This is a genomic window from Pseudarthrobacter sp. CC12, from assembly GCF_039907755.1.
Classification (GTDB): Bacteria; Actinomycetota; Actinomycetes; order Actinomycetales; family Micrococcaceae; genus Arthrobacter; species Arthrobacter niigatensis.
Genome location: NZ_JARDJH010000016.1, coordinates 66,544 through 91,585 on the forward strand (window position 1 = coordinate 66,544; position 25,042 = coordinate 91,585).

The 25,042-nt window shown below is 57.1% G+C and carries 21 protein-coding genes; 13 read left to right on the top strand and 8 right to left on the bottom strand.

The features are described from left to right. Positions 1-65: 65 nt before the first annotated feature. The 6 genes from PV772_RS12745 to galU are packed head-to-tail and all read left to right on the top strand — an operon-like array spanning position 66 to position 5,652. A complete protein-coding gene (locus PV772_RS12745; protein ID WP_347886368.1) occupies positions 66-680 on the top strand; it encodes a hypothetical protein in 615 nt (204 codons plus the stop codon). Further along, positions 680-961: a PqqD family protein gene (locus tag PV772_RS12750; RefSeq protein WP_347886369.1), complete on the top strand. Its 282-nt coding sequence runs from the start codon at positions 680-682 to the stop codon at positions 959-961. Before PV772_RS12745 ends, PV772_RS12750 begins: the two co-directional genes overlap by 1 nt. A gap of 4 nt (positions 962-965) precedes the next feature. Then, on the top strand, positions 966-2,186 hold the full coding sequence (locus PV772_RS12755) for a PqqD family protein (RefSeq protein ID WP_347886371.1): 1,221 nt from the start codon (positions 966-968) through the stop codon (positions 2,184-2,186). A 45-nt stretch (positions 2,187-2,231) separates the two neighbouring features. Continuing rightward, complete coding sequence (locus PV772_RS12760; protein ID WP_347886372.1) at positions 2,232-3,803, top strand: polysaccharide biosynthesis tyrosine autokinase; 1,572 nt, start codon at positions 2,232-2,234, stop codon at positions 3,801-3,803. 7 nt (positions 3,804-3,810) lie between these two features. Beyond that, positions 3,811-4,713 carry a nucleotidyltransferase family protein gene (locus PV772_RS12765; protein WP_347886373.1) on the top strand — a complete coding sequence of 301 codons (903 nt, stop codon included), beginning with the start codon at positions 3,811-3,813 and terminating at the stop codon, positions 4,711-4,713. 48 nt (positions 4,714-4,761) lie between these two features. Further along, complete coding sequence (gene galU, locus PV772_RS12770; protein WP_347886374.1) at positions 4,762-5,652, top strand: UTP--glucose-1-phosphate uridylyltransferase GalU; 891 nt, start codon at positions 4,762-4,764, stop codon at positions 5,650-5,652. Positions 5,653-5,661: 9 nt separating this feature from the next. Here the strand turns inward: galU and PV772_RS12775 are convergent, their stop codons facing one another. The 7 genes from PV772_RS12775 to gmd form a co-directional block, all read right to left on the bottom strand. After that, on the bottom strand, positions 5,662-6,066 hold the full coding sequence (locus PV772_RS12775) for a VanZ family protein (protein WP_347886392.1): 405 nt from the start codon (positions 6,064-6,066) through the stop codon (positions 5,662-5,664). Positions 6,067-6,365: 299 nt separating this feature from the next. Then, positions 6,366-6,962 (bottom strand): LPXTG cell wall anchor domain-containing protein, encoded by a 597-nt coding sequence (locus tag PV772_RS12780; protein ID WP_347886375.1) that lies wholly within the window; start codon positions 6,960-6,962, stop codon positions 6,366-6,368. 168 nt (positions 6,963-7,130) lie between these two features. Then, the gene (locus PV772_RS12785) at positions 7,131-8,906 is read right to left on the bottom strand and encodes a DUF4012 domain-containing protein (protein ID WP_347886376.1); all 1,776 of its coding nucleotides are present in this window, start codon (positions 8,904-8,906) and stop codon (positions 7,131-7,133) included. 103 nt (positions 8,907-9,009) lie between these two features. Then, positions 9,010-10,323: a UDP-glucose/GDP-mannose dehydrogenase family protein gene (locus tag PV772_RS12790; protein WP_347886377.1), complete on the bottom strand. Its 1,314-nt coding sequence runs from the start codon at positions 10,321-10,323 to the stop codon at positions 9,010-9,012. A 41-nt stretch (positions 10,324-10,364) separates the two neighbouring features. Beyond that, a complete protein-coding gene (locus PV772_RS12795; protein WP_347886378.1) occupies positions 10,365-11,801 on the bottom strand; it encodes a sugar transferase in 1,437 nt (478 codons plus the stop codon). Positions 11,802-11,850: 49 nt separating this feature from the next. Further along, complete coding sequence (locus PV772_RS12800; protein WP_347886379.1) at positions 11,851-12,825, bottom strand: GDP-L-fucose synthase; 975 nt, start codon at positions 12,823-12,825, stop codon at positions 11,851-11,853. After that, on the bottom strand, positions 12,825-13,853 hold the full coding sequence (gene gmd, locus PV772_RS12805; RefSeq protein ID WP_347886380.1) for a GDP-mannose 4,6-dehydratase: 1,029 nt from the start codon (positions 13,851-13,853) through the stop codon (positions 12,825-12,827). Before gmd ends, PV772_RS12800 begins: the two co-directional genes overlap by 1 nt. Before the next feature lie 2,303 nt (positions 13,854-16,156). Between gmd and PV772_RS12810 the strand changes: the two genes are divergently transcribed. The 6 genes from PV772_RS12810 (at position 16,157) to PV772_RS12835 (ending at position 22,236) form a co-directional block, all read left to right on the top strand. After that, positions 16,157-17,287 (top strand): glycosyltransferase family 4 protein, encoded by a 1,131-nt coding sequence (locus PV772_RS12810; protein WP_347886381.1) that lies wholly within the window; start codon positions 16,157-16,159, stop codon positions 17,285-17,287. Continuing rightward, positions 17,284-18,138: a glycosyltransferase gene (locus PV772_RS12815; protein ID WP_347886382.1), complete on the top strand. Its 855-nt coding sequence runs from the start codon at positions 17,284-17,286 to the stop codon at positions 18,136-18,138. The genes PV772_RS12810 and PV772_RS12815 overlap by 4 nt, the downstream gene beginning before the upstream one ends. Positions 18,139-18,902: 764 nt before the next feature. Beyond that, positions 18,903-19,463 carry a hypothetical protein gene (locus tag PV772_RS12820; RefSeq protein WP_347886383.1) on the top strand — a complete coding sequence of 187 codons (561 nt, stop codon included), beginning with the start codon at positions 18,903-18,905 and terminating at the stop codon, positions 19,461-19,463. Next, positions 19,460-20,563: a glycosyltransferase gene (locus PV772_RS12825; protein WP_347886384.1), complete on the top strand. Its 1,104-nt coding sequence runs from the start codon at positions 19,460-19,462 to the stop codon at positions 20,561-20,563. Before PV772_RS12820 ends, PV772_RS12825 begins: the two co-directional genes overlap by 4 nt. Beyond that, positions 20,547-21,089: a DapH/DapD/GlmU-related protein gene (locus PV772_RS12830; protein WP_347886385.1), complete on the top strand. Its 543-nt coding sequence runs from the start codon at positions 20,547-20,549 to the stop codon at positions 21,087-21,089. The genes PV772_RS12825 and PV772_RS12830 overlap by 17 nt, the downstream gene beginning before the upstream one ends. A gap of 58 nt (positions 21,090-21,147) precedes the next feature. Next, a complete protein-coding gene (locus PV772_RS12835) occupies positions 21,148-22,236 on the top strand; it encodes a hypothetical protein (RefSeq protein ID WP_347886386.1) in 1,089 nt (362 codons plus the stop codon). Positions 22,237-22,738: 502 nt separating this feature from the next. On the opposite strand, the gene PV772_RS12840 is transcribed toward PV772_RS12835, so the two are convergent. Further along, complete coding sequence (locus tag PV772_RS12840; protein ID WP_347886387.1) at positions 22,739-23,380, bottom strand: hypothetical protein; 642 nt, start codon at positions 23,378-23,380, stop codon at positions 22,739-22,741. 2 nt (positions 23,381-23,382) lie between these two features. Between PV772_RS12840 and PV772_RS12845 the strand changes: the two genes are divergently transcribed. Then, on the top strand, positions 23,383-24,828 hold the full coding sequence (locus PV772_RS12845; RefSeq protein ID WP_347886388.1) for an oligosaccharide flippase family protein: 1,446 nt from the start codon (positions 23,383-23,385) through the stop codon (positions 24,826-24,828). Positions 24,829-25,042: the final 214 nt, after the last annotated feature.

The following is a 25,042-nucleotide window of genomic DNA, read 5'->3' on the forward strand; positions in this document are numbered from 1 at the left end:
CGGCCGATGCGCCCTGCCGGTCTCACCTGGGCAGACGCATCCGGAAACCTACTCTGGGGGCACAATTGTCTGAGGTTTTGAATGCGGAAATCGATGGTCGCGAAGAAAAGGGCGGCATAAGCCGCCGCCGCGTTGCTGCTGGTGTTGCCTGGTCCGTTCCTGTCATCTTGACCACGGTCGCTGCACCTCCGGCTTCTGCATCGCCCGGGCCTACGCCCGCACCCGCAACCCCAACTGCGGAGCTTGTACCGGGCGGCACGACACTAATCAAAGTTGGCAGTACTGGTAGCGGTACGGGCAATCAGCGCTCGGGCTCCTGTCCTGCCTCCATCCGCATTTCCAACGTGGGTGGCGGACTTGTTACAGGTCAGATACTTTTTCACTTCAAGGTGACCCCCAATGTGGGTGCACCGGTTGGTGTTGGCATCGCAACACTTAATGGTGCCGCACCCTCTAACTCGGTCTTTGGAGCGGGCAACGTGTTCGAGGCAGATTTCACGGTTGCGAACGTGAATGGCATTTCGAGTGTCCAGCCGTTGGATCTTGCTCTTAAGTTCAATTACCAAGCCACGAATAGCAGGGTGACGGCCTACTATGACGTGGTGGTGAATGTAACTTTCACTTCTACGTCGAAGACCTTGTCCATATCCGCGCCCCAGGCCGTAAAGGTCAACTTCTAGTGATTTGGCACCACTCCGGTTATGTTGCCCAAGTCTGCACCAAACCCCGGGCACGGGTCGCCCTGCTGCACCTCGACGCAACCCAGCCTGTGGTCCTGGAAGGAACTGCTGCGGTCATCTGGGACCTCATTGATGGCCAGCGGAGCGAGCAGGACATCTTCGCCGAGCTGGAGGCCACCTTCGAGGTCCAGTCAGGCCAGATGCAGGCGCAGGTGGAAGGCTTCCTGGCAAGCCTCGAGGCGCAGCGCCTGATCGAGGCTGCCTCCGGCGCTTCGCACTAACGGCATGACGTCCGCAGGGATCACGGGAAGCGCGCGCTTGGCATGGCAGCAGCGCCTGTTCGATGAATTGGCACGGGGCGGTGACCTGCTGTGCCTCACAATTATGGGCCAGCGGTTTGTAGTCCGCTGGGGCCGTGCGGTCACGTGGCAGCAGCGGGCATCAATGAACATCGCCTGGGCACGGTGTAGCAGCGGCAGCCTTGGGCCGCTGCTGCCGCCGGAGCCGATGGAACCCACCGAAGACCGTCAGTTCACGGCCTCAATCACCTGCGCCTCCATGAAGTACGGAGACGGCACCTTCCAACTTGAGGCCGCCTCCTTTGAGGAGTTGGCAGAGAACCTCACGTCCCGGCTCACGGTGACCGCGATTCTGGCCAACGCCGGTGAACTGACCATGCTCCACGCCTGCGGGGTGGGTGACCCGGGCACCGGGGCAGTGGTTGCTCTGGTAGCCAAGTCTGGAACAGGAAAGACCACCGCAGCTTCCGTGCTCGCCAGGACTTACGGCTATGTCACTGACGAGACAGTTGCCATCGCTTGGGACGGCTCTGTGGTTCCCTATCCCAAGCCCTTATCCGTCAAACAGGGAGCCGGTGCACCCAAACGCCAGGCGGGACCGGATGAGTTCGGACTTCAGCCGGCCCCGGCCATGCCCTTCATCCAGTCCATCGTGCTTTTGGACCGGGTCCAGGGGGAGCATCCGGTGGCCCCGGTGCTGGAACGGGTGCCGCTGGCCGACGCTTTGCTGGCCCTGATCCCTGAGTCGTCCTCGCAGGCAGAATTCGTGGATCCTCTGCAGTCGCTATGCCGCCTCATCGAGAGCGTCGGGGGAGTGTGGCAGGTGACCTATGCGGAGGCAGCGGACCTGCCGGCGGCCTTGGACCCTCTTTTCCAACTGCAGGCAACTTCGAAATCCGAGTGGGAACCCGCGGCACTGGAAACGGCCCAGGAACCACCCCTCCCGGCCGGCAGCATCCGGCGCAGGGCTCCAAAGGACGCGGTAAAGATCGGCGGCGACCTGCTGGTCATGGTGGACAAAGACATAGTCCGCCTGGCTGGTATCGGACCCGCCATCTGGGAGGCCTGCGCCGGCCCGGTGAGCCTGGACCAACTGACTGAACACGTAGCCGAGGTGCATGGCGCACCGGAAAGCTACCGGGCCGCCGTCGCCCGAGCCGTTGAGCAACTCGTCGCCACGTCGATCCTGGAACGCGGCGAAAACTGAACCGCCTGCACGGGCACATCAAGAACCTGAGCTTAAGGAACCACTATGAGCACAACCACCACGCCCCCGGAGGCGTCTCCTGGCCTTGACTTGGCGGACTACCTGGCCGTCCTGCGGGTGTACTGGAAGGCCATCGTCGCCTTCACCCTGCTGGCCACCCTGGCAGCTGCCGGATGGACCGTCCTGCAGCCGAAGATCTACTCCTCTGATTCCAGCGGCATAGTGGTCACGCCGGGCTCGGACAACGTGAGCCTGGCGTTGGCCGGCGACAGCCTGGCGAAGGCAAAGGTCAAGAACTATGAGTCCGTAGCGAAATCCCGCCTTGTCGCGGACCGGGTTATCCAGGCCCTGGACCTGAAGACAACTGCCGATGCCCTTCTTGGCAGCATTAGCGTCAAGGTTCCGATGGACACGGCAGAAATCAGGGTCACTGCGCAGTCCACGGATCCGGCAACAGCCCAGCGGGTGGCTGATGCCTGGGTCAATGGCCTGGCCGCCCAGGTGGAGGCCATTGAAACGGCGCCTGCCACCGACGCTGCGGGACAGGCCAGTACGGGTGCAACACCCGACGCCGGGCCGCAGGCGAGTGCAGCGACGGCCGTCCGTGTACTCCCGCTGGGCAAAGCCGTCCTGCCTACCAGCCCCACGTCACCCAACACCAAGCTCAACCTCGCGCTGGGCGCCCTGGTCGGGCTGGCCCTGGGTGTGGCCTATGCGCTGATCCGCCGGCACCTGGACCGGCGTATCCGGAAGGCTGCGGACATTGAGCGGCTGTTCGGCGTCCCCGTGATTGGCACCCTCCCGGTGGACCACCGTTTGGATGGGAAAAGCACCATCGTGGACGCCGGCACCGCCGCGCAACTCCATGACGCCGGCGGGGCCATGGCGGAGGCTCTCCGCGAGCTGCGGACCAACCTCAGCTTCCTGGACGTGGACAACCCGCCCCGGATCATCGTCGTCACCAGCTCCATGCAGGCGGAGGGCAAGTCCACGGTGACGGCCAACCTGGCGGTCACCATGGCGGCAGCAGGCGAAAACGTCGTGGTGGTCGACGGCGACCTCCGCCGGCCCACGCTGGTGGACGTCTTCAACCTTGTTCCGGGAGTTGGGGTCACCGATGTGCTGACGGGCACCGCCGAGCTCGCCGACGTCCTGCAGCCCTGGGGCGCGCTGCCCAACCTCTCAGTCCTGGGATCGGGCCGCATCCCGCCGAACCCCAGCGAGCTGCTGGGCTCCCGCGCCATGAAGAACATGCTCACCACGTTGGCCAAGGATGCTGTGGTCCTGATCGACGCACCACCGCTTCTTCCCGTGACGGACGCTGCTGTTCTCTCGCGCGCCGCCGACGGCGCCATCCTGGTGATCCGGACCGGCAGGACCACCCAGGAGCAGCTGGACCAGTCCCTGGGGAACCTTGAGAAGGTCAAGGGGCGCGTCTTGGGAGCCGTTCTCAACTACGTCCCCACCAAGGGAAGGGACGCCTACTCCTACTACGGAACATATTCCGCGACTCCCGCGCCGGCGTCTGCCGAACCTGAGCCCGTCGACGATTGGCGGGTCGCGGATACCCGCGAAGTAGGGGATGCCATTTCCGTCGGCCGCAGGGTCAGGATCTAGGCGTCCCATGGCAAACGCTGGCGACCAAACCCAGCTAAGGATCCAGGAAGGTGTGCTTCTCGGCCACGCCCTCGTGGCACGCTTGGCGGACAGTCTGGGCATCAGGGTCTTCTTCATCAAAGGACCAGCAAGCGTCATCCAGGGGCTGCGTGAAGCCAAAATATCCGCAGACGTGGACGTCTTCGTGGACCCGGCTCGTCTCGAGGAACTGCTCCAGGGCCTCTCCGAACGGGGCTGGCGGGGGCGCCCGTCGGATCCAGACAACGTCACCTTCCCCAAGCACTCGGTGACCCTGGATCACCCAGAATGGCCCTGCTGCATTGACCTCCACTTCCGCTTTCCAGGGATGGAAAAACCACACAGGGACTGCTTCGAATATCTTTGGCAACATACCGTCAGCATGGAACTCGCAGGACAGCAAATGAGGGTCCCTTCGAAGGAGCTTGGAATCCTGTTTCTGGCGCTACACGCCTTGCGATCGCCCGAGTTGCCTGCCTGTCGCCAGGAGCTTCAATACCTCGCGGGCGTCGTTCGGCGTGAATCCCACTCTGAGCCGCTCCTGGAGCTCGCTGCGGCCACGGGTGCCCTAGCCGCCGTTCGGCCCTTCCTTGAAAGTCTGCTTCCCGAATCAGTGTCCCCTGCTTGGCCGGCACCATCCCAAGAGTGGCGCAACCGCGTCGCGGCGCAGGCGCCCGGGAGCGCCCGGATCATTGCGATTGTCCAGGCCAGGTGGAGGGACAAACCAAAAATGTGGTGGCGCGCGGTCTTTCCGCGTACAGAAGTGTTTCTGACCGGAAATATCTATGCGGACCTGTCGGTCCGGGGTCGGCTGAAGCAGCATCGAGGCAGGTGGGCCCGGTTTTTTCGGGATATCCCAGGCCTTGTCCGGGACCTTCGTCACCTCCCATGACTTCGATTCAATTGCCGATTAGCCCAACAAATTTGTTAAGGTTCACCTATGACTAAGGGGAAAGCTATAACCAAAGCCGTCATTCCTGCTGCCGGATTGGGAACACGCTTCCTGCCCGCTACCAAGGCAATGCCTAAGGAAATGTTGCCGGTGGTTGACCGCCCGGCCATCCAGTACGTGGTTGAAGAAGCGGTGGATGCCGGCCTCACTGACCTGCTGATGATCACGGGCCGCAACAAGCGCGCACTGGAGGACCACTTCGACCGCGAGCCCGGCCTGGAGGCTGCGCTGGAGGCCAAGGGGGACAAGGACAAGCTGGGCATGGTGGAGTACGCCTCCAACTTGGGCCCAATCCACTACGTCCGGCAGGGCGAGGCCAAGGGCCTCGGCCATGCAGTTCTCTGTGCGCAGCAGCACGTGGGTGACGAGCCTTTTGCCGTGCTCCTGGGTGACGACCTCATCGATGAGGCAGAGACCTTGCTGAGCACGATGATGGAGGTGCAGCAGAAGACGGGCGGTTCGGTGATCGCACTGATCGAGGTTGATCCGTCGCAGATCAGTGCCTACGGCTGCGCAGACATCACTGCTGTGGACGGCGAGGACTACGTCCGCGTTAACAGCCTGGTGGAGAAGCCGGCCGTCGGCGAGGCTCCGTCCAACCTGGCAGTGATCGGACGCTACGTGCTGCACCACTCCGTATTCGGTGTCCTGGAGAACACCGAGCCGGGGCGCGGCAACGAGATCCAGCTGACGGACGCCCTGCAGACCCTGGCTGCCGGCGAGGGCGAAGGCTCCGGCGTTTACGGCGTGGTCTTCAAGGGCCGCCGTTACGACACCGGCGACAAGCTGAGCTACCTCAAGGCCGTCATTACCCTCGCGTCTGAGCGTGTGGAGTTCGGCGAGGACCTGAAGACCTGGATGAAGAACTTCGTGGGGTAGTCCGAGGTCTTACTGCTTGTTGGAGGCCCGATGCCGGAAGGCAGCGGGCCTCTTTTGCGCCTGGACCGCCATGGCCGCCACAAGGGCGCCTGTGACAGCTCCTGACGTGTTTGTCACGATGTCTGACGGGCTTGCAAATCGGTCGTGAAGAAACAGAAGCTGCCCTAGTTCGATGCAGCCCGAGACGAGCATTCCAAAAGCGCCGATTTGCCACCAGCGTTTGGTGGGAAATGCCAAGGCGGCTACAAAACCAACGGGAAGAAATAGGCCAAAGTTGGCGGATCTTTCCACGAGGTCGTAGTTAAACCAGCGCGGAATGCCGTGATGGTGGAGGAAATTCAACACGAGGGCAAGTTGTCCTGAGACGGGCTGGTCTACAGGCGTCGGCCAGAAAGCGACGAGAGCCAAGGGCACCACCATTGCGGCAAGGATTAGCTGCCACAGCCGCTGGTTGTAGAGGTGTCTCAAACGAGCCTCAGGATGTCCGCAGAAGGGCAAATACAGCGGTGGCCAGGGCAGAGGCAGCGAGGAGAACGAGGAGGGCGTAGCCCAGCACATGCGGGCGGGGGAGTGGAATAGAAAAGTCGTACTCTCGCGGTGCTCTGCGCCAATGTCTCCCCATAGATCAAATAGATACCACACAAAGCAGAAGGTGGGTGCTTCTCCAATATCGGAGAAGCACCCACCTTCGTTGGTGCTAAGAAACCTTATGCCTAGGCGGAAACCTCAGCCTTGGCGCGGCGGCGAACCACCACAACGGAGGTTGCACCGGCGGCCAGTGCGCCCGCGCCCACCAGGGTCCACAGGATCAGGCCGGAGTCGGCGCCGGTGTTGGCCAGGCCGCTGCCGGTGTTCGCCAGTGCCGAGTTGCCGTTGGCAACCAGGGCTGCAGGCGTGACCTTTACGACGACGGGACCCACCGTGACGCCGGAAGTCTCCCCGGTTGCCGTGATGGAATAGGTGCCCGGTTCGTTGATTGCGATGGGCAGCGCCACGGCGCCCTGGGCATCAGCCTGGGCGGTGAGGGTCTGCGCCTCGGCTACAACATTGATACGGGCCGCAACTGCACGGCTGCCGGCAATGTTTGCGCCGTTGGAGGCCGGAGCCTGACCCGGCGTAACGCGGATGATGAGCCGTTCGCCGGCAAGGAACCCCTGGCCACGGAACACGAAGGATTCACCCGGGCCCACGGTGCCGTCGGAAACAGCTGCCTGCGGCGGAAGTGCCGGGTAGGTTGCGGCCATAGCGGGAGCCGAGCCGATAAGTGCGATGGAGCCTGCGAGCGCGAGTGCAGCGAGTGTTTTCTTCATGTGTCCCCCCGGAGACGTTTAAGTTGTGATACCCGATTTTGGGGAGATTCCCCCTCCGCACGAGACCAAGTACGGAACTACGGATAGATATCCCAGAAAGACGTTACCACCAGCATCATGCTGTGACCAACCTCAATCCAATCGGTTTACATAGTGTTAACGCGACCGTCACTGGCCCGGATCGCAGGGCGCATTTTCGGCTGGGAGGATAACGTCCTTTACATGCTGGACGGTGGGCGTGACAACTACGTTAGGTTCCGTGTGCTGAACGATCTTTCCGAAAGTGAAGTCCACCGTTTTGCTTTCGCCTGGAGCAAGCTGCTGGGCAACAACACCGACTGGCCTATTCGCATGCATGTAAGGAGCGAAAGGAGTCTTCTGGCCGTCAACCATGGCTGATTCCACGTTTGCCTGGGCCGGCCCGTAGGCTACGACGTTTGTCTGTACCGTACCCGGTGCAACTCCGAACGCCCCTGCTCCCGTGACATAGGCAGGCAGCGCTGTTGCTGCATCCGCCGGAGCCGTGTTTGTGCTGGTGACACGGACGGTGGTTTGTTCGTAGCCGTCCGAAGGGCACGCCTTAAGTAGCTGGACTGTTCGCTTCACATAGTAGTCCATCTTGGCGCCCGTCCCGTCGTTAAAATACACGCCGAACTGGGCTGGAGAAACACTGGGACCGGAGATGGAGCCGCTCAGTGCGTACTTAGAAATTACGGACTGTTCAGACGCGTTGGCGGACCAAACAAGGACTCGTCCTTCTTCGGTGCCCTTGGTGATGCCCGTGACGAGGCCTTTTGCTTCTCCCTTGCCGCTAGAAAGATCAGCAAAAACTTCTTTCGCCACACCCGCAAAGTAGGCGTCTTGCAGCTTCGGATTTGGGATTTTCGCGTAGACATCGGACAGGAGAGTCGGCACTACGTTGCTGCCTGTTAGTTCGGATGGCAACCCTGCCGCCCTAACCGCAGCTAACTCCGGACCAGTGATGGTAGCTGGTCCTGTCGCCTGCAGTATGTAACTTAACACCACGGGATCGATGGAAATGACACCGTCCACTCTTTGGCCGGTCTTCTTTGCCCACATTGCCTGGGCAGTTGCAGCCGCGGTAGGGAAGTCTGGTGTGAGGTTGACGTCCTGCATGTACTTCCCAAGTCGCGTGGAATAGATCTGCTGCTGTTGGGGATCGACCGCCAGGTTTGGGGACATGATTCCCACATCGCCTGCGCTGCTCTGGGTACCAAGTGAAAGCTTCCCGTGGTCCAGTGTCATTACTGCCAGAGCTCCGGGTATACCGCCCGAGGCACGTGCTTCTGCGTTGTTCTGGATCATGAGCAGATAATTCTTCTGGCCTTCCGCTCCCAGCATTCCAGGCGCAAGGCTGGCCGCATCGGCAGCTGCGTCGAGTGCCCCCGTCGCCTGCTTCAGTTGCTCGGTTGCATCGCGAAGTGGGTGGGCCACCTGCGGCAGCAGTTGAGAGGTATCAATTGCTTGCAGCCGCTCCGACGAAGCTCGAACGGTATAGGCTGCCGATGCAACAGATGGGGCCGCAGCCTTGAGCGGCTCGAGGTTGCTGCCCGAAGCGCTCGGCATAAGTGCGTCCCAGTTCAGAGATTCGTAGACATTGATCAAAGGACTAAGCCCAAGAGTTGCCACGTCGTCAGCTGATCTTGCTGCTTCGGAAACTGCGCTGAGGTTGGGCCCCGCCCAGGGCAAGCTAGACGCAAGTGTCCATAGGGGGTCCTCAGACGCCTGTCGTGCGGCCTCAGTGTGCTGACGCAGTAGCGCGACCGTATCTGCGGCCGATTCTTCATCTGATTTCAGAATTTCTTGCTTTAGCTGCGAAATCAGGCCAGCGGCTGCCTCCAGCTCATGCTTGATTGACGATGCCTTCAGACCTATCCAAACCGTTCCGCCGCCGAGAAGTACAAGGAGAACAAAGATCGCCATCACGACTTTTGTTAGCCTTCGTGGTCTTCTCTGCCTTGTTCGTGTCGCCATTTCGGGATACTGCCCAAGGGGCTGATTATCCTCTGGAGTGAGCGCACCCATGCTAGGGGCGGCCCAGCCCTCGGTAGGTCCACCCAGCAGCACGCCATTTGCTGGCATCCAGGATGTTTCTACCATCCAAAATCTTGGCAGAGGTAACGAACGTCGAGGCCTCGTAGGGATCTAAGTCTCGATACTCCTGCCATTCCGTCAATAGCAGAAGTGCATCGGCTCGCTGAAGCGCCGCCTCCGTTGATTCCTCGTAGTGGAGCTCTGGGAAACGGTGCGCCGCGTTGTGGAGTGCTTTCGGGTCCGTTACCGTCACCACAGCACCCTGAAGTTGAAGTTGCGCTGCGATACTTAGCGCTGGCGAATCGCGAACATCGTCGCTTTCTGGTTTGAAAGCAGCCCCCAATACGGTGATCCGTTGCCCTAAAAGCGATCCCCCACAAAGTTCTCGGGCTAGTTCTACCACCCTGGTCCTCCGCCTCATGTTGATGGCATCTACTTCACGAAGAAAAGTCAGCGCTTGGTCCGCGCCCAATTCACCCGCGCGGGCCATGAAGGCCCGGATATCCTTCGGAAGACAACCGCCGCCGAATCCAATGCCGGCGTTGAGGAATTTGCGTCCAATCCTGTCATCTAGGCCGATTGCATCTGCCAGCATGGTCACGTCGGCGCCCGCAGCATCGCATAGCTCGGCCATCGCGTTGATAAACGAGATCTTCGTAGCCAAGAATGAGTTGGCGGCCGTCTTGACCAACTCGGCCGTCGGCAAATCTGTAACTAACCGCGGGGTGCCCAACTCGAGAGGGATTGCATAAACCTGGTCGAGGACTTGAACGGCATGGTGTTCTTCCGAACCTCCAGCGATGCCATAAACCAGCCTGTCCGGATTAAGTGTGTCTGAAACAGCGTGTCCTTCCCGAAGGAACTCTGGGTTCCACATCATTTGGGCCGCTGGCTGAGCTTGTTCGATGAGACCTGCCAGCCTCGCAGCAGTTCCAACCGGGACCGTTGACTTGCCTACAACGAGGTCGCCAGGAGATAGGTAAGGCATCAGACCTGTTGTAGCAGCGTCAACGTACGTCAAATCGGCAGCGTTTTCTCCCTTCTTTTGTGGAGTTCCAACACAGATGAAGTGCACCGAGCTTCCCTTTGCGGAGGCCATGTTAGTGGAAAAGGAAAGCGTGCCCGTCTCTTGGACTTCCTTGAGTAGGGCGTCCAAACCGGGCTCAAAAAACGGCGCGCTGGCAGCAGACAAGGCGGCTATTTTTCGTTCATCTACGTCAATCCCCACCACTTCATGACCGAGTTTTGCCATGCAGGCAGCGTGGACGGCACCCAGGTATCCACAACCGATAACTGTAATTCGCATAGATTTGTCCTTCCCCGGGGGCTGTAGTCCGCCGCCAGAAATCAGTAGGCTCCGGAGCTTTGAAAAACTGCGCGGAATGTCTTTATGAGGATGAGGAGGTCCCCAGCCAAGGACCAATTTTCAACGTAGTACAGGTCAAGGCGCACGGAGTCCTGCCAGGAAAGATTAGAGCGGCCGCTCACTTGCCATAAACCCGTAAGCCCCGGCTTGACCAGCAATCTTCGCCTGACGTCTTGCTCGTATGCTTCGACCTCAGAAGGCAGGGGTGGGCGAGGGCCAACAAGGCTCATCGTTCCCATGAGGACGTTAAAGAGTTGCGGAAGCTCGTCAAGGCTGAACTTACGGAGGAGTCGACCGATCGACGTGACACGCGGATCCTGCTTCATCTTAAAGAGGAGCCCGTTACCGTCATTGCTTTCCTTGAGAGAATCAAGTCGTGACTCCGCGTCTACCACCATCGACCTGAATTTGAACATCTGGAACCGGGCACCCTCCATGCCCACTCGGTCCTGTTTGAACAGGACGGGGCTCCCGTCATCTAGCTTGATCAGGGCCGCCACGACTGCCATAACAGGCAGACTGACTACTATCAGGAGAGCAGATACCACCACGTCGAAGAGCCGCTTCGCAACTCTCTGACCCCCCTCAAGAGTAGGCGTAGTGACATGGATCAACGGAAGTCCTGCAACCTGCTGAGTGTGGATTCGTGGCCCCGCTATGTCTGTAAGTGCGGGAGCCATAATGAGTCCTATATTTCTGGAAGCAAGTTCCCATCCCAGATGTCGGAGTGTTTGCGGGTGCAACTGAACTCCGGCGGAAACAGCCACCGCATCGGCGTGGCAATCCTCGATTGCCGCCACAATCGACTTTGCGTCCGGAGAGTTTCCTACAACGGGAAGGCCGGATTCAGGTTCGACTGATGAGAGCTCCGAAGTACTTGGTGTGTAAACCGCTACGGGTAGATATCCAGCGTGTTTGGCGGTCCTTAAGGAACGAGCCAAGTGGGCAACTGCGCTTGGGCCTCCGAGTAACAGCAAACGGGACATACTTTGTCCCATTTGCCGGTTCACGTTGAGGTGCTGCCGGATAAGCCAGCGGGAAAGTAGGAGCCCGAATAAGCCCGCAGGCAAAGCGACCCCCACATAGCCGCGGGCAGTATCGAGCCGTAGAACGTACGACACGATAGCGACCAGCCCAAACAGCCACAATGACGCCGCGGCAACACGCTTGTATTCGTCTGGTCCTGCCCCCAGAATGCGGCTTTGGCGGCTATTCCAGGCTCCAAGCATGATCCACCAGGCAGCCGCTAGTGCAATCGAGAGCCATACATAAATGCTTTCCTCGCCTACAACGACGAAGTCCGCGGCCCAGCCAAAGCGGATGACATAGGCACCGGCGACAGCCCACGTAACCACGAAAGCATCAGCAATTCGCAACTGTCGGCTGCATTTTGACCGCCAGTCACGCACCTCTTTCACGAAAAGTCCCCCAGTGATTGAGCTTCCGAAACCAACCTGACCCTTAGAGCTAGCCGCGAATGCTCTCGATATTTGCCCGATACCATGCCACGGCGGAGCTAATTCCCTCTTCGAGGCTTATCGAGGACTTCCATCCAGCCTCAGCCAGCCGGGAGACATCCAGAAGCTTTCGCGGCGTGCCGTCGGGCTTGGACGTGTCCCACCTAATGTCGCCTGTGTAGCCGACTGCTGCGGCGACAATGGCCGCCAGTTCCTTGATCGTGACGTCTGAGCCCGTTCCGACATTGACCTGGGATGGGCCGTCATAGTGCTCTAGTAGATGGAGGCAGGCATCTGCCATGTCGTCAACGTGCAGGAACTCCCGCATCGGGGAACCTGTACCCCAGTTGGTGACTGATGCCTGGCCGGCTTTCGCGGCCTCATCGTAACGCCGGATAAGCGCGGGCAGCACATGAGAGCCTTGCGGGGAGAAATTATCGCCTGGCCCGTAAAGGTTGGTCGGCATTGCCGAGATCCATGGCAAGCCATACTGTCGGCGTACCGCCTGCACCTGCATGATGCCTGCGATCTTGGCAATCGCGTAGGCGTCGTTCGTCGGCTCTAAGTGACCAGTAAGAAGCGAATCTTCCCTGATGGGCTGGTCAGCAAACTTTGGGTAGATGCATGACGAGCCTAGGAAGAGGAGGCGTTCCACCCCGTATTGCCGTGCGGCGTCAAGAACGTTCACCTGAATGCGGAGATTTTCGCTCAGGAAATCTACCGGATAGGTGTTGTTGGCCAGGATGCCACCCACCTTTGCCGCAGCCAGGATCACGTATCGCGGTTTCGATTGCTCGAAAAACTCGAACACAGACTCGCGATCCTTGAGGTCCAACTCCGAGGAAGTACGACCAATCAGGTTTGTGAATCCTTCATCGTCCAACTTTCGCCAAATGGCAGAACCGACAAGTCCTCGGTGTCCGGCAACATAGAATGGGGCAAATCGATCGAGCTTTGAAGGCTCAAACTTGACGTCATCAGACACTAGTTCTTCCAGCTTTCCAGATTGACGGTGTCGATCCAGTGGTTGCCAGCGTGCTTCAGAGCTTCGATGTCGGCATCCACCATGATGCGAGCCAGTTCCGGTGTGTGGACTGACGCCTTCCAACCAAGCTTGTCTTGGGCCTTGGAAGCGTCACCCACGAGCGCGTCTACTTCTGTCGGACGCAGGTATCGCTGATCGAAGCGGACGTGATCTTCCCAATTGAGACCGGCATGCTCAAATGCGATTTGGAGGAAGTCACGCACCGTGTAGTTGCCACCAGTGGCCAGGACGAAGTCATCTGGTTCTTCCGCCTGAAGCATGCGCCACATGCCTTCGACGTACTCCGCCGCATAGCCCCAATCTCGAACGGCGTCGAGATTACCCATGTAGAGGAGATCCTGCTTACCAGCCTTGATGGCGGCGACAGCACGCGTGATCTTGCGTGTCACAAAGGTTTCGCCACGACGAGGAGACTCATGGTTGAAAAGGATGCCGTTGACCGCGAACATGCCATACGCCTCGCGGTAATTTTTCGTTATCCAGTAGCTGTAAACCTTGGCCGCTCCATAGGGAGACCGCGGGTAAAAGGGCGTCTCTTCATTTTGTGGGGGAGGTGTAGCACCAAACATTTCGGAGGAGGAAGCCTGGTAGAACTTAGTTTCGATCCCGGCCATACGCACAGCCTCGAGAAGCCGGATGGTGCCGACTCCGGTTGTGTCCCCCGTATGTTCTGGTTCATCAAAGGAGACACGAACATGTGATTGGGCCGCAAGGTTGTAAACTTCGTCGGGCTTGATGTCAGCAAGCAAGGTGACGAGGCGAGCACCGTCACTCAGGTCTCCGTAGTGCAGGAAGAGCTTGGCTTGCGGATCGTGCGGATCAACGTACAGGTGGTCCACCCTGGCGGTGTTGAAAGTAGAAGCTCGTCGGATTAGACCGTGGACTTCGTAGCCCTTGCGCAAAAGTAGTTCGGCCAAGTAAGAGCCGTCCTGTCCGGTGATTCCAGTAATCAACGCGCGTTTTGTCATAATGCCCCCCAATGGTTCAAGTGTAAAAAAGCAAGCGGAGTGTGTCCGACCCAGTGGCCAGTTCGCTCGGAATATGACGTCATCATAGTGTGTGAACCGGCTACCTATCGAACGAGCCTAGTCAGATCCGTCAGCTTGGAAGGACTCATTGTTACGCTGGTGGGCCGCCCGGCTTAGTACGCCGACGGAGCGCGCTGCTGCAGATCCATGCTGATATCATCGCAGGTGTCAGTCCACTGTCGGGTTGTACTGTTGTCGCGCAACACACACTGGTTGTCTCAAGACCTGTTCATGTGTGAAGCCGACACGAAATGAACTGAGCATTGGGGGCTGATTGTTTACATCGAATTCGAGTGTGCGCAATAGTGGGGGCCGGGAGGGCAGGCCCACTGCAGATACTCAGTGGGTTGGACCCATCGAGTTCACTGCGAGCAATCGGCACGATGCTGCCAACATGATTGTGAGCCTTGCACAGCAGCGAGTGGGGCGGCACGTCCATCTAGCAAATGCCTATACGGTTGCTCTTGCTGATAAATCAGCCGGCTACCGGGACTTGCTGCGCAAACCCGCTTTGAACTTCCCAGATGGAAAACCCCTAAGTTGGATTTCTGCTATAAGTCGGCAGTCGCCTCGTTTACGCCAAGTCCGAGGCCCGCAGCTCTTCCTCGACACGTTCGATGCGGGCCGATCCTCCGGCTTGAAACACTACCTTTTAGGATCCACGCCTGAAGTTCTTAGTGCCCTCGAAAGAAGACTCAGGTCCAGGTTCCCTGGCGTTCTGATCGTGGGTAGCGAGAGCCCACCTTTCCGCCAACTCGAAGCGACTGAGATAGACGAACAAGATCAACGCATTGAAGAGAGTGGGGCGCACGTTGTTTGGGTTGGCTTGGGGACACCGAAGCAAGACTTCGAGGCCGAAAGATTAGCACGCAGACTCCCAGTTTTGGCCATAGCAATTGGGGCAGCGTTTGACTTCGCCGCAGGAACGGCCCGGGAGGCTCCTGAATGGATGAGTCGTTCCGGAATGGAATGGTTTTTCCGGCTGTGTTGTGAACCACGTCGGCTCTGGAAGCGCTACCTTTTTGGTAACGTGAGATTTCTCTTTTCCGCGCTTCGTTGGTCCTCGCTTGGATGGGTGCGGGAGTCACAACCCGGTGAACCTAAATGAAAGTAGCCCTAGTTCACAGCTATTACTCAAGCCGCCAGCCCAGCGGAGAGAATGTAGTTGTCGACGCTCAGGTTGCGGCTCTCAGAGATCAGGGGCTCGATGTGCGCTTGATAGCAGCGAGAACCGATGACCTAGAGAAACGTCGAGGCTACAAACTCAACTCCGCGGTAAACGTAGCGTTTGGACGAGGGCCGTCGCCGACACGAGATTTGCAGGAATTCAGCCCGGATATTGTTCATGTTCACAATCTCTTTCCCAATTGGGGGACAGAGTGGCTGGCTGAATGGTCGGGGCCGATAGTAGCCACAGCCCATAATTTTCGTCCCGTATGCGCCGCTGGAACTTTGTTTCTTGATGGCCAAGTTTGCACTCGTTGCCCTGATGGCACTTCACTCAACGCGGTAGTTCACGCTTGCTATCGTGGATCTAGGGTCGCAAGTGTGCCGCTGGCCGTTCGAAACCGAAAGGGAGTTTCCGGCGACCGCTTACTTGATCGTGCGGACCGCGTTATTTTGCTGTCTCCTCGTGCGCAACAGCTTTACTCTAGTTTCGGCTTGACCAGCCAGAAGACTGTCGTGCTCCCCAACTTCGTGCCTGATGTGGGTTATTTTCCGAGGGTGCCGCCAGGAGATGTTTGGGCTTACGTCGGCCGACTAACAGCGGAAAAAGGAATCATGAACCTGATAAGGCATTGGCCGGACGGAGCAATGCTTCAAATTTATGGCGACGGACCACTGCGGCGTGAGGTCGAGGCCGCAAGCCGATCTAATGTGCGTTACTTAGGGCACCTATCCCCCCAAGAAGTCCCAAATGTCCTGATGGGGTCAGCCGGCCTGGTCTTTCCTAGCGAATGGGCAGAGGGACTACCGATGATATACGTGGAGGCCTTGGCCAGTGGCCGACCTGTGGTTGCTAAGTCTGGAAATAGTGCCGCTGATGACATAGTCGTATCTGGAGTCGGCGAGGTATTCGAGTCATGGACGGATATTGGTGCTGCCCTTGAACGAGCATTCCGTCGTCGGGATGACATAGGAGTCAAAGCCCGACAGCGCTTCGAAAGTTCCTACGATCGTGAGATCTGGCTCAGAGGGATAATGGACATCTACCAATCCGTTATGAATTCTAGGATTTGGCCGTGAAAAGAGTGGTGATCCTCCAGGAGTACGTTCCCAGGTATCGGGTACCTTTTTTCGAGAAACTCCACAATGATGCAAAAACACACGGAATCGACGTGAGGGTCGCCTTTGGTTCGGCAGGAGCTGGCCAGGCGACACGTAAGGATGCAGGAACGATTTCGTGCTCTATTCCGATCAATCAAAAAGAGTGGAAGTTCGCCGGTCGGCGGGTCGTTGTCCGCAACGTATCATCGGCAATCGCCGGCGCTGATCTGGTTATCTTGGAGCAGGCGCGGCGGAATCTCGACGCCTATCGGCTTCTTGCTGTGAAACGTCATGGCACACCGAATGTTGCGCTTTGGGGACATGGAAAGGATTACACCCGACACGCCACTCCTCTTGATCGGGCCCTGGCTCGATGGCTGACCTCCCGCGCCGACTGGTTCTTCGCATATACCCGTGGTGGGCTGACTTCCGTCGTGGCGGACGGGTTCCCTTCTGCGCGGGCAACTGTGGTTCAAAACTCCATCGACACTTCGTCGCTTCGTTCCAGTGTGAAAAGCGTTCCCTCGAACTTGGTGGCAAGATTTTCTAAACATGCAGGGTTGAGGGGGAAAACAGCGTTATTCATTGGCGCCCTTGACTCGTCGAAGCGGCTGGAGTTTCTGGTATCAGCCTCAGAAATTGCTCACAGTTTGGACTCTGACTTTAGATTACTTATCGGAGGCGAAGGGCCCATGCGCCCTCACGTCGAGGAATGGAGCCGGCGCTATCCATGGCTGACGTACTTGGACGCCGTGTCTGGTCCTAGAAAAGCCCAAGCTATGGCTGCATGTCAAATATTAGCGATGCCAGGCAGAGTTGGATTGGTAGCAGTGGATAGCTTCGCTGCTGAGCTTCCAATCGTCACCACAGACTGGCCCCTGCATGCTCCCGAATTCGAGTACCTCAGAAACGGCCATAATGCTCTAATTACCGCCAATAGCCCGTCTATCTACGCGTCTACTATGGTGGATTCTATGAACAATACCGAGTTGCTGCATAGATTACGGGCTGCTGCGTCTCGTGATGCGGAAACTTATACTATCGAGGCGATGGTGGCCAGATTTCTATCCGGAGTTATGGGTGCCTTGACGGTGAGGAACTCATGAGACTATTCGTCATAATGGCTTGCCATAATCGTAGAGAGCTGACGGTCCAATCTATACAAGCCGCATATGAAGCTGCGCTTTTCGCGGGCGTGAAGATTAAGTTCACTGTTTTTGATGATGGGTCAACGGATGGCACTTCTAATGCCCTGTCGAAATTAGACATACCCATTCGAATTCTTCATGGTGACGGGTCGGCCTTCTGGGCCCGCGGCATGGCCATTGCTGAAGACGACGCACTCGATATGTGTCGTGGACAACCAAATGAATACATCGTTTGGCTGAACGATGACGTAGTTCTCGACAAGGATGCGTTCATGTCTTTGTCCGGGACGCTGCAAGTTTTCTCGAATTCCGTGGTGGTGGGTGCCATGCGCGACCCCATTAACGGCAAGACGACCTATTCTGGAATGCGTAGAGCTGGGCTACACCCTCTGAGGTTCGACCTAGTTCTGCCAACGCGGGAAGCCCAGAATGTTGAGGTTTTCAACGGAAACCTCGTCGTGGTGCCGGTCGACGAGGCGAGAGTACTCGGGGGCATTGATGGCGGATTCTCTCATGCTCTTGCGGATATCGACTACGGGCTCCGCTGCAATCGCCGAGGAATAGGCATCGTCCTTGCCCCATCAACCTATGGTACTTGCAGTCGCAACCCGGCTTACCCTTCACTGGGGATCAGGAATGACTGGGCCGCCTTCGTGGGCCCGAAGGGAGGCGGGAACTATGCATCCCTACGACGAATCCTGCGCAAGAACCATCACGTAAGTTGGCCCATGATAATCGCCGTGACTTATGGCCTGTGGTGGGTCCGTCGATTCCCGAATATTTTCCGGCCTAGGTCTAAAAAACTATGACCGGCCTTTGGATGGTCTTTCTCGGTTTGGCGGGGGCCACAGTTTTCGTTTTGTTTTTGACGGCACTGAAAAGGTGGCCCGCACTGTGTGCTATCTCCATTGTCCTCAACCTCCTCGTGGCCTGGGAGGTGCCCAATCCCCCTGCCTTGGCGAACATCGGGGGCACAAGCGTCTACTACGTCGACATGCTGTCGGTCGCAGCCTTTGTCATAGTCCTCGCACGTCTGTCTTCATTGGCCTCGAACTTGAGATGGTGCTTCTGGCCTTGGGCCGGACTCGGGATCCTGTTGCTAATGTCTTTGATTATGGGGCTTATCGAGAATCCTCTTGGCAAGACCGTGAACGAATTTAGGTCATTTTTTTACCCGTTCGCAACCATGACTTGGGCCATGTCACTCGATTGGAGACGCGAAAACAGGGAGAGTCTCATGCGCAGGCTAGCGTTCACTCTTGGATGGGTTCTCACCTGTGTGGCTGGTTTCCACTTAGCCCTTTACGGTCTTGGATCAACTTCTGGTTTCGTTGACGCCGCGACTGGTATCGAACAGACGACACGACCGCTTGTTTCCAGCCAGGCCTTGATGCTTCTCCTGTGCGCAATTGTCTGCTTTTGGCGGTGGAGGGTTTGTCGAGACAGGATGTGGCTCATAAGCGCGCTAGTCTTCTTGATGGTGGTCCTAATCAGCCAGCAACGAACCGTATGGGCTGTAGGACTAGCTTCATTGGTAGTGGTCTTCTTAGCAGCCCGAGCAAGGACAAAGGGAGTGATTGCACTTTTCGCAGTGGTTTGCGCTTGGGCAATTGCAATTTTGCTGACCGGACAGTTCCTCCCACAGATCGTAGCTGACCTGAGTGCTGCCGCAACTGATTCTGGAACGTATGACGCTAGGGTCAGAAGTTGGATAAATCTTATCAACCAATCGACCGATAGCGGGCTCTCCGGTATTATTTTCGGCCAGCCGATGGGAATCGGATTTGGTCGCTTCGAAGGTGTGGGACGCTGGGTAGAGTTCGCTCCGCACAATTGGTACGTGACCATGTATCTCCGTGTCGGAGTGCTCGGGCTCGGAATGCTTATCGTATTTCTTCTGGGCGTTGCGGCGCGTGTGCTAAGTAATCGGCGCAATATGGCTGCTTTAGCTGTGGTGGTGGCGGTCTTAGTTTATGGGTGGAGCTATTCGTGGCCCTGGTATATTTGTTTGTTTTTTGGTTGGGCCGTCTGCCAGTATCGAGATCAACCCACAGTTCAAGACGTCTCAGTCACGGTTCCGCGAGCTCCGAAAATTCGAATTACGCACTTGCAAGAAAGGAGATGGCAAACATGAGTCTTCATGTTTTGCATATCCTCGGTTCGTTGAGGCCTAGCGGCATGGAGAAGATGCTGATCACAGCCGCCACTCATTTTGCTGACCAGGGAATCCAGTCGACAATTCTCGGCCAGGGGGACAACCACCCATACGCGCATGAGCTACGTAGTGCTGGTTACAATGTTCAGACAGTTCCATTCGCTGTGGGTTCAAGAGCGGGCGCGCGTGAACTCAAAAGTCTTGTGCGGGAGCTACGTGTGGATGTCATACACATCCATACGGAAGGCGATTACCTGCGGACAGCTTGGGCTTCATGGAACGCCTTGGGCCGCAGCAAGGCGATCGTCCGTACTATACACAATGTTTTCGAAGCGACGGGAACTTGGCGAGTCAAGAGAATGATACAAGCACAGGTTGCTGACCGACTAGTGCATCTCCTTGTAGCGCCCTCTCCAGAAGTGTCCGCGAATGAGAGAAGGCTCTTCCGGCACGTCCGCGTGATCTATAACTGGGTTGACGATGCCTTTTTCCAGATCCGCGATCGTCGTAAAAATTTGACCAATAGTCAGGCCCAGGAACCCGTCGCGGTAATAGTCGGCAATTGCTCTAATATAAAGCAGCACGAACTGGCATTGCAGGCACTGAAAGACACAAGCCACAAAGTAATTCATTTGGGAGATGAGAGCGATGCCAATGAAGAAGAGCGAGAGTATCTGGAATTCCTAAATCGAGATGGTCGTCTGCTTCGTAGGGGCGTCGAGGCGCCTCAGTATGCTCTGCTCACAGGATCTTATTTCATGATGCCGAGCCGGCATGAGGGCATGGGCGTAGCATTGGCCGAGGCCCTTGTCGCTGGGCTTCCTTGTCTCGTTAATGATGCGCCGGGCCTACGGTGGGCGCGCTCAATTGATGGTGTCGAAATGATCCCAGAATCAAGAGACGCATGGATTGCAGCCGCCATGGCAATGCCGCGAAAATCCCGTGGAGAGATGCCTACCAGCATTGACTTTTCCGCATCCAGGGGCAGTTTTGAATATGCGGAAGTGTATAGAGATGCAGCCCAACGAAAATTGCGCCGCATCTGGTCAAAGGAGGCTCCGAGTGTTGAGATGGGCTAAAAGTAGAAGAAATTACCGTACGACCGTCACGTCAAACATCGAGGTGGGAACAGGGTTTAGAGCAGGAAATAATTCGATCGTGTGGGCGCCCAGGAAACTTACGCTTGGTAACAATGTGCATCTTGGGTCAAACGTACGAATAGAAGTCGACGGCACGATCGGTGACTCCGTTTTGATAGCCAATTCAGCCGGAATAGTCGGTCGCACCGATCATTCGACGGCTGAGGTGGGGGTGCCGATCACCGAGACCGATTGGGTCGGTCGTTCTCCTGCGCGCTTGAGTCAACCAGTCGCCATTGGCTCTGATGTCTGGATTGGCTACGGTGCGGTTGTGCTATCAGGGGTCTCAATTGGGGACAGTACTGTCATTGGTGCGGGTGCGGTCGTAACGCGCGATATTCCTGCAAATTCAATCGCAGTCGGCAACCCGGCACGTGTGATCGGTCGTCGCTTTGATGAGGCTTCTTTTGCGGCACACTGGGCAAAGCTCACATCGTTGGGTTACACACGGAACAGTGAACTTTAAAAATGTCACCTAATGCGTTGAATTCGCCGTGTGCAGAAGTTTCAGTTAGGGGTTTTCAATGACTGGCGTCCGGATTCTCTACGTTCCCAATGAAGCTGGCGATTTTCGGCAACTAGGTTTTCGTCGTCCGCTGGCAAACTTGGTTCGGGCAGGCCTTATCTCTGATGCGGATGTCTTCAGCCTGCAGTGGCGTATACGGAATGGCGGGGACGCCGAGGAGCATCGGCAAGACCTCATAAAACGAATTCAAGGTTTTAGACCCAATGTTGTGCTCATGCAGCACCTGGGAACAACCGGACTGACAGATAAACACTTCAAGGCGATGCGGGCAGCCGGCGAGTTCGATTTTATTTATCATGAGGCAGACCCCTATAGCCGGTTCCTTCACCCGCTACCGAAGCCTGCTCAAGCTGCCGGCCGGGCTGCGGACGTGACCTTCACTGTTGGTTCCGGCGTTTTTGCTGAGAACTTTCGACGAGCAGGGTCAAGGGATGTGCGCTGGGCTTCCCACGTTTTCGAACCTGATCGTTATCAGTTCAGTCCGGTATCGGTCGAACCAGTTCGCGAGCACGACGTAGTAGTGGTCGCAAATCGAAATTCTCCTCGATTTAGAGGACACCCAAACTGGCGTGACCGCATCAAGTTTGTCTCTATCCTGCAGGACCGGCTTGGTGATCGACTAGCTATATACGGGCGGGGGTGGACAGGGGCAGGCGCACAGGGACCCATTGACTTCTCGAAGCAGAACGAAGCTATTCGTTCCGCGTGGGTAAGTGCCAACTGGGACCACTATGCGAAGGAGCCGCACTATTTCTCAAATCGCCTTCCTATCTCACTTGCGTCGGGCTCAATTCACGCAACTACGTACCATCGGGGATATGACTCCTTGTTCCCCGATTCTACGCGCGCCTTTTTAATGCATAATAGATCACCGCGTGGACTGGTTGAAGATATCGAACAATACCTGTCTCAGACATCTCCTGCGGATCGAATTGACGCTGGTAGCCGCGCTCAACGATTCGCCTATAAAGGTTTCCGCCAAGATGATCAACTCGTTAGGTTTCTCAACTTTCGAGAAGTGAAGGTTGATCCGAATGCCGCTTCTGATTCGTGGGATCTCGGAGATCTCTCCATGACTGCCGTTTAGTTTCGCGTTGCTGAGTGGAGTCATGAACCCGCGAAGTATGCAGCTTATCCGAGCGGCTAAGGAATCATCACATTTCCCAGAAACAAGATTTGTAGGAGATCTAATGAAAGTCGGACCAGTTCGCACAGTGCCCTTGAGGGCGTCATTGCACTTAGCCCGATATCGCAATGCTTTTCACCAACGGCACCTGGATATGCTGGAAAGAAAGTATGCGCCGTGGGCGGCGCAACGGGCGGATTATTCTCGGGCAACCGCTGCCTCAACCATCCACCCCTATCCCGGCTTGGGGCACCAGCTGGCGGGATGGATATCAGGATATTTGTGGGCGCGTGACCTGGGGATCGCATACACAGGGGGAGCAGTCACCCGTGATGCGGGAGGCCTGTTTAGATTTGTCACGGATCCTGCGGCCGTTGACGGAACAAGAGTACGACTGACGTCGGTCCTGGACGAGCGTGACGAGCGGAGTGTTACGGTTCTTCGCGGACAGGTGAACAAGGCCCTAATCCGGGCGCATGGCAGGCCGGTGAATTTCGAGTTCGCGTTGGATCAGCCGCGCTGGGACCAGACTCCGGCAGCTGGAGTAATCCGGGAAGCAGTTTTGCGTGGGTCGAAAGGAGCCCAGCTTGAGCAGATCTTGGTAAACAAGCAACCGTATATTGCCATGCACGTTCGGCGTGGCGATGTTGATCCAGCCATGATGGGCGGTGCAACCGGACACTCGCGCTGGATCGCCGAGGACTGGTACGTCTCCGTGATTCGACGGCTGCGGGAAAACCCGCATTTTGCTGAACTTGAGGTTAGGGTCTACGCGCTCGGAGAACCAGCCGACTTCCCACTCCTCTCTAGCGAAGGGGTCACCCTTTGCTTGAATAGGGAACGAGATCGCGATTTTATCGACATGTGCGCCGCAACAATACTTGTCGTGGCGCCATCGTCTTTCAGCTTTACAGCAGGGCTTGCCTCCCAAGGTGCCGTAATTGCAAGGCATCCCTGGTGGCATCACGTGCCCGACAGCGGAGCGTGGGTGAGAGCTGACGCAGACGGTCGCTTCAGCATGTCTGCCCTCGAACGCGCTCTCGCTGAAGCGATTTAGCCCTGTCTTCAACTGCAGCATCAGCGACAAATACATCAGGACGATCAAATATGAGCACAGCTCGTCGCCTACTTGCTGGCGCCTCTTGGGTCTACAGTGCCCAACTACTTACGGTTCTCGCGCAGTTTGCATATGCGGCGGTTACATCGAGGGCTGTAGGCCCGGCTGGATTCGGAGCTTATGCAGTCGCTCTTGCTGTTACAGGTCTAGTCTCACTGCTAGCTATGGGTGGCCTTGGCCAGACAATTTCGCGTATGGACGTCATAGAGCCCACTCGAGTCAGGCCTTTGGTGACCTACGCAGTCTTACTTGGAGGCGGCTGTGGTCTGATCTTATTGTTTACTGCACCCTTCTGGGGCTGGCTGTGGGGGGTTGAGTCGGCATCAGATCCGATTCGCTGGCTTGCGATAAGCAGTTCATTAAGTCCACTTCTGGGACTAGCCACAGGTCTAATGGCGCGCACCGGTAAGTTTCGCAGTTTGGCGTTGATTACGTTGAGCAGCAATATCCTTGGAATGGTTACAGGAGCACTTGCCGTGATCCACTGGCACACAGCCAGTTCGCTCGTTGTTTCGACCGCAGTCGCGCAGACTTTGACTCTAGTGGGAGCAATAATCTCCAGCGAGCGAGGCCTCCTTGGACTTTCCGCAATAAGGAAAGGACATGCTGACATTGGCTATAGCCGGAGGCTAACATCAACCAACATGCTGTCCTACCTCACTGGCAATATCGTGAAGTTCAGCATGACAAGGGGAATCGATACAGCCAGTTTAGGGCATTGGAATCGTGCAGAGGCTCTTACATCCATACCTATGCAACAAATTCAGAGTGCGCTGATTCGTGCAGTTTATCCTGAATTTCGTCATGACATCGAGGATTCGGCTCGGGCGAAGGTTGTATGGACCGACATGTTGGTCCTTGTCGCAGGAGCCTCGATGACGCTAAGCGCGGTGGCCCTGGTGCTCGTGCCGCCAGTGATTCCTTGGCTTTTCGGCTCTAATTGGGAGACCGCCGCAGCGCTGGCGGGTCCCTTAGCCATCGCAGGAGGCCTTCAAATTTTGTCTACACTTCTCGCCAGCGCGGTAGAAGCCTTAGGGCGCTTTCGGTGGATTGTCTCCACAGAGGTCATACTGATTGGTGTCCAGGTAATATCGGCGGTCCTTGTGCTGGTCACCCATACTTTATTCATTGCGGTCATTGCTCTTATATTGACCAACGTGGTCCGACACGGATGGCACATTTTCTTACTGGGACGTCGCGGCTACCTGGACATTCCGAGGCTCTTGAAGAATTACATTATGGCACTGGGGCTTTCAACCTTCATTGGCCTTGGTCTTTGGTGCTCGGTCCAACTCGTGAAAATGGGCGGCAGCTCGATTATGTATATAGTTTTGGCAGTACTTGCAATGCTTCTTCCGATCGGCCTATTCCTTGCTCTTCGCCGTCGGCTTTCTATTGTCATCATCGCTCGCAAGTACGGGATCTTTCGGGGATAAGCCCGCATCGTGTTTGATCTTCTGATTCCGAAGAACCTTCCTTGTCATTCCCGCCCTAACGCCAGAAGATCTGGCAAGCAGCTCGTTTCCGAAACCTTAGGATCCGTATGTCGATATGGCTAGCCGGCTGTCGTGTATGGCAGATAGCGTGAGTTGGTACTCGTGTTCCGGGTTGTTGGTATTGCTGTTCCGGTGAGTTGGTACTGTCGTGGTT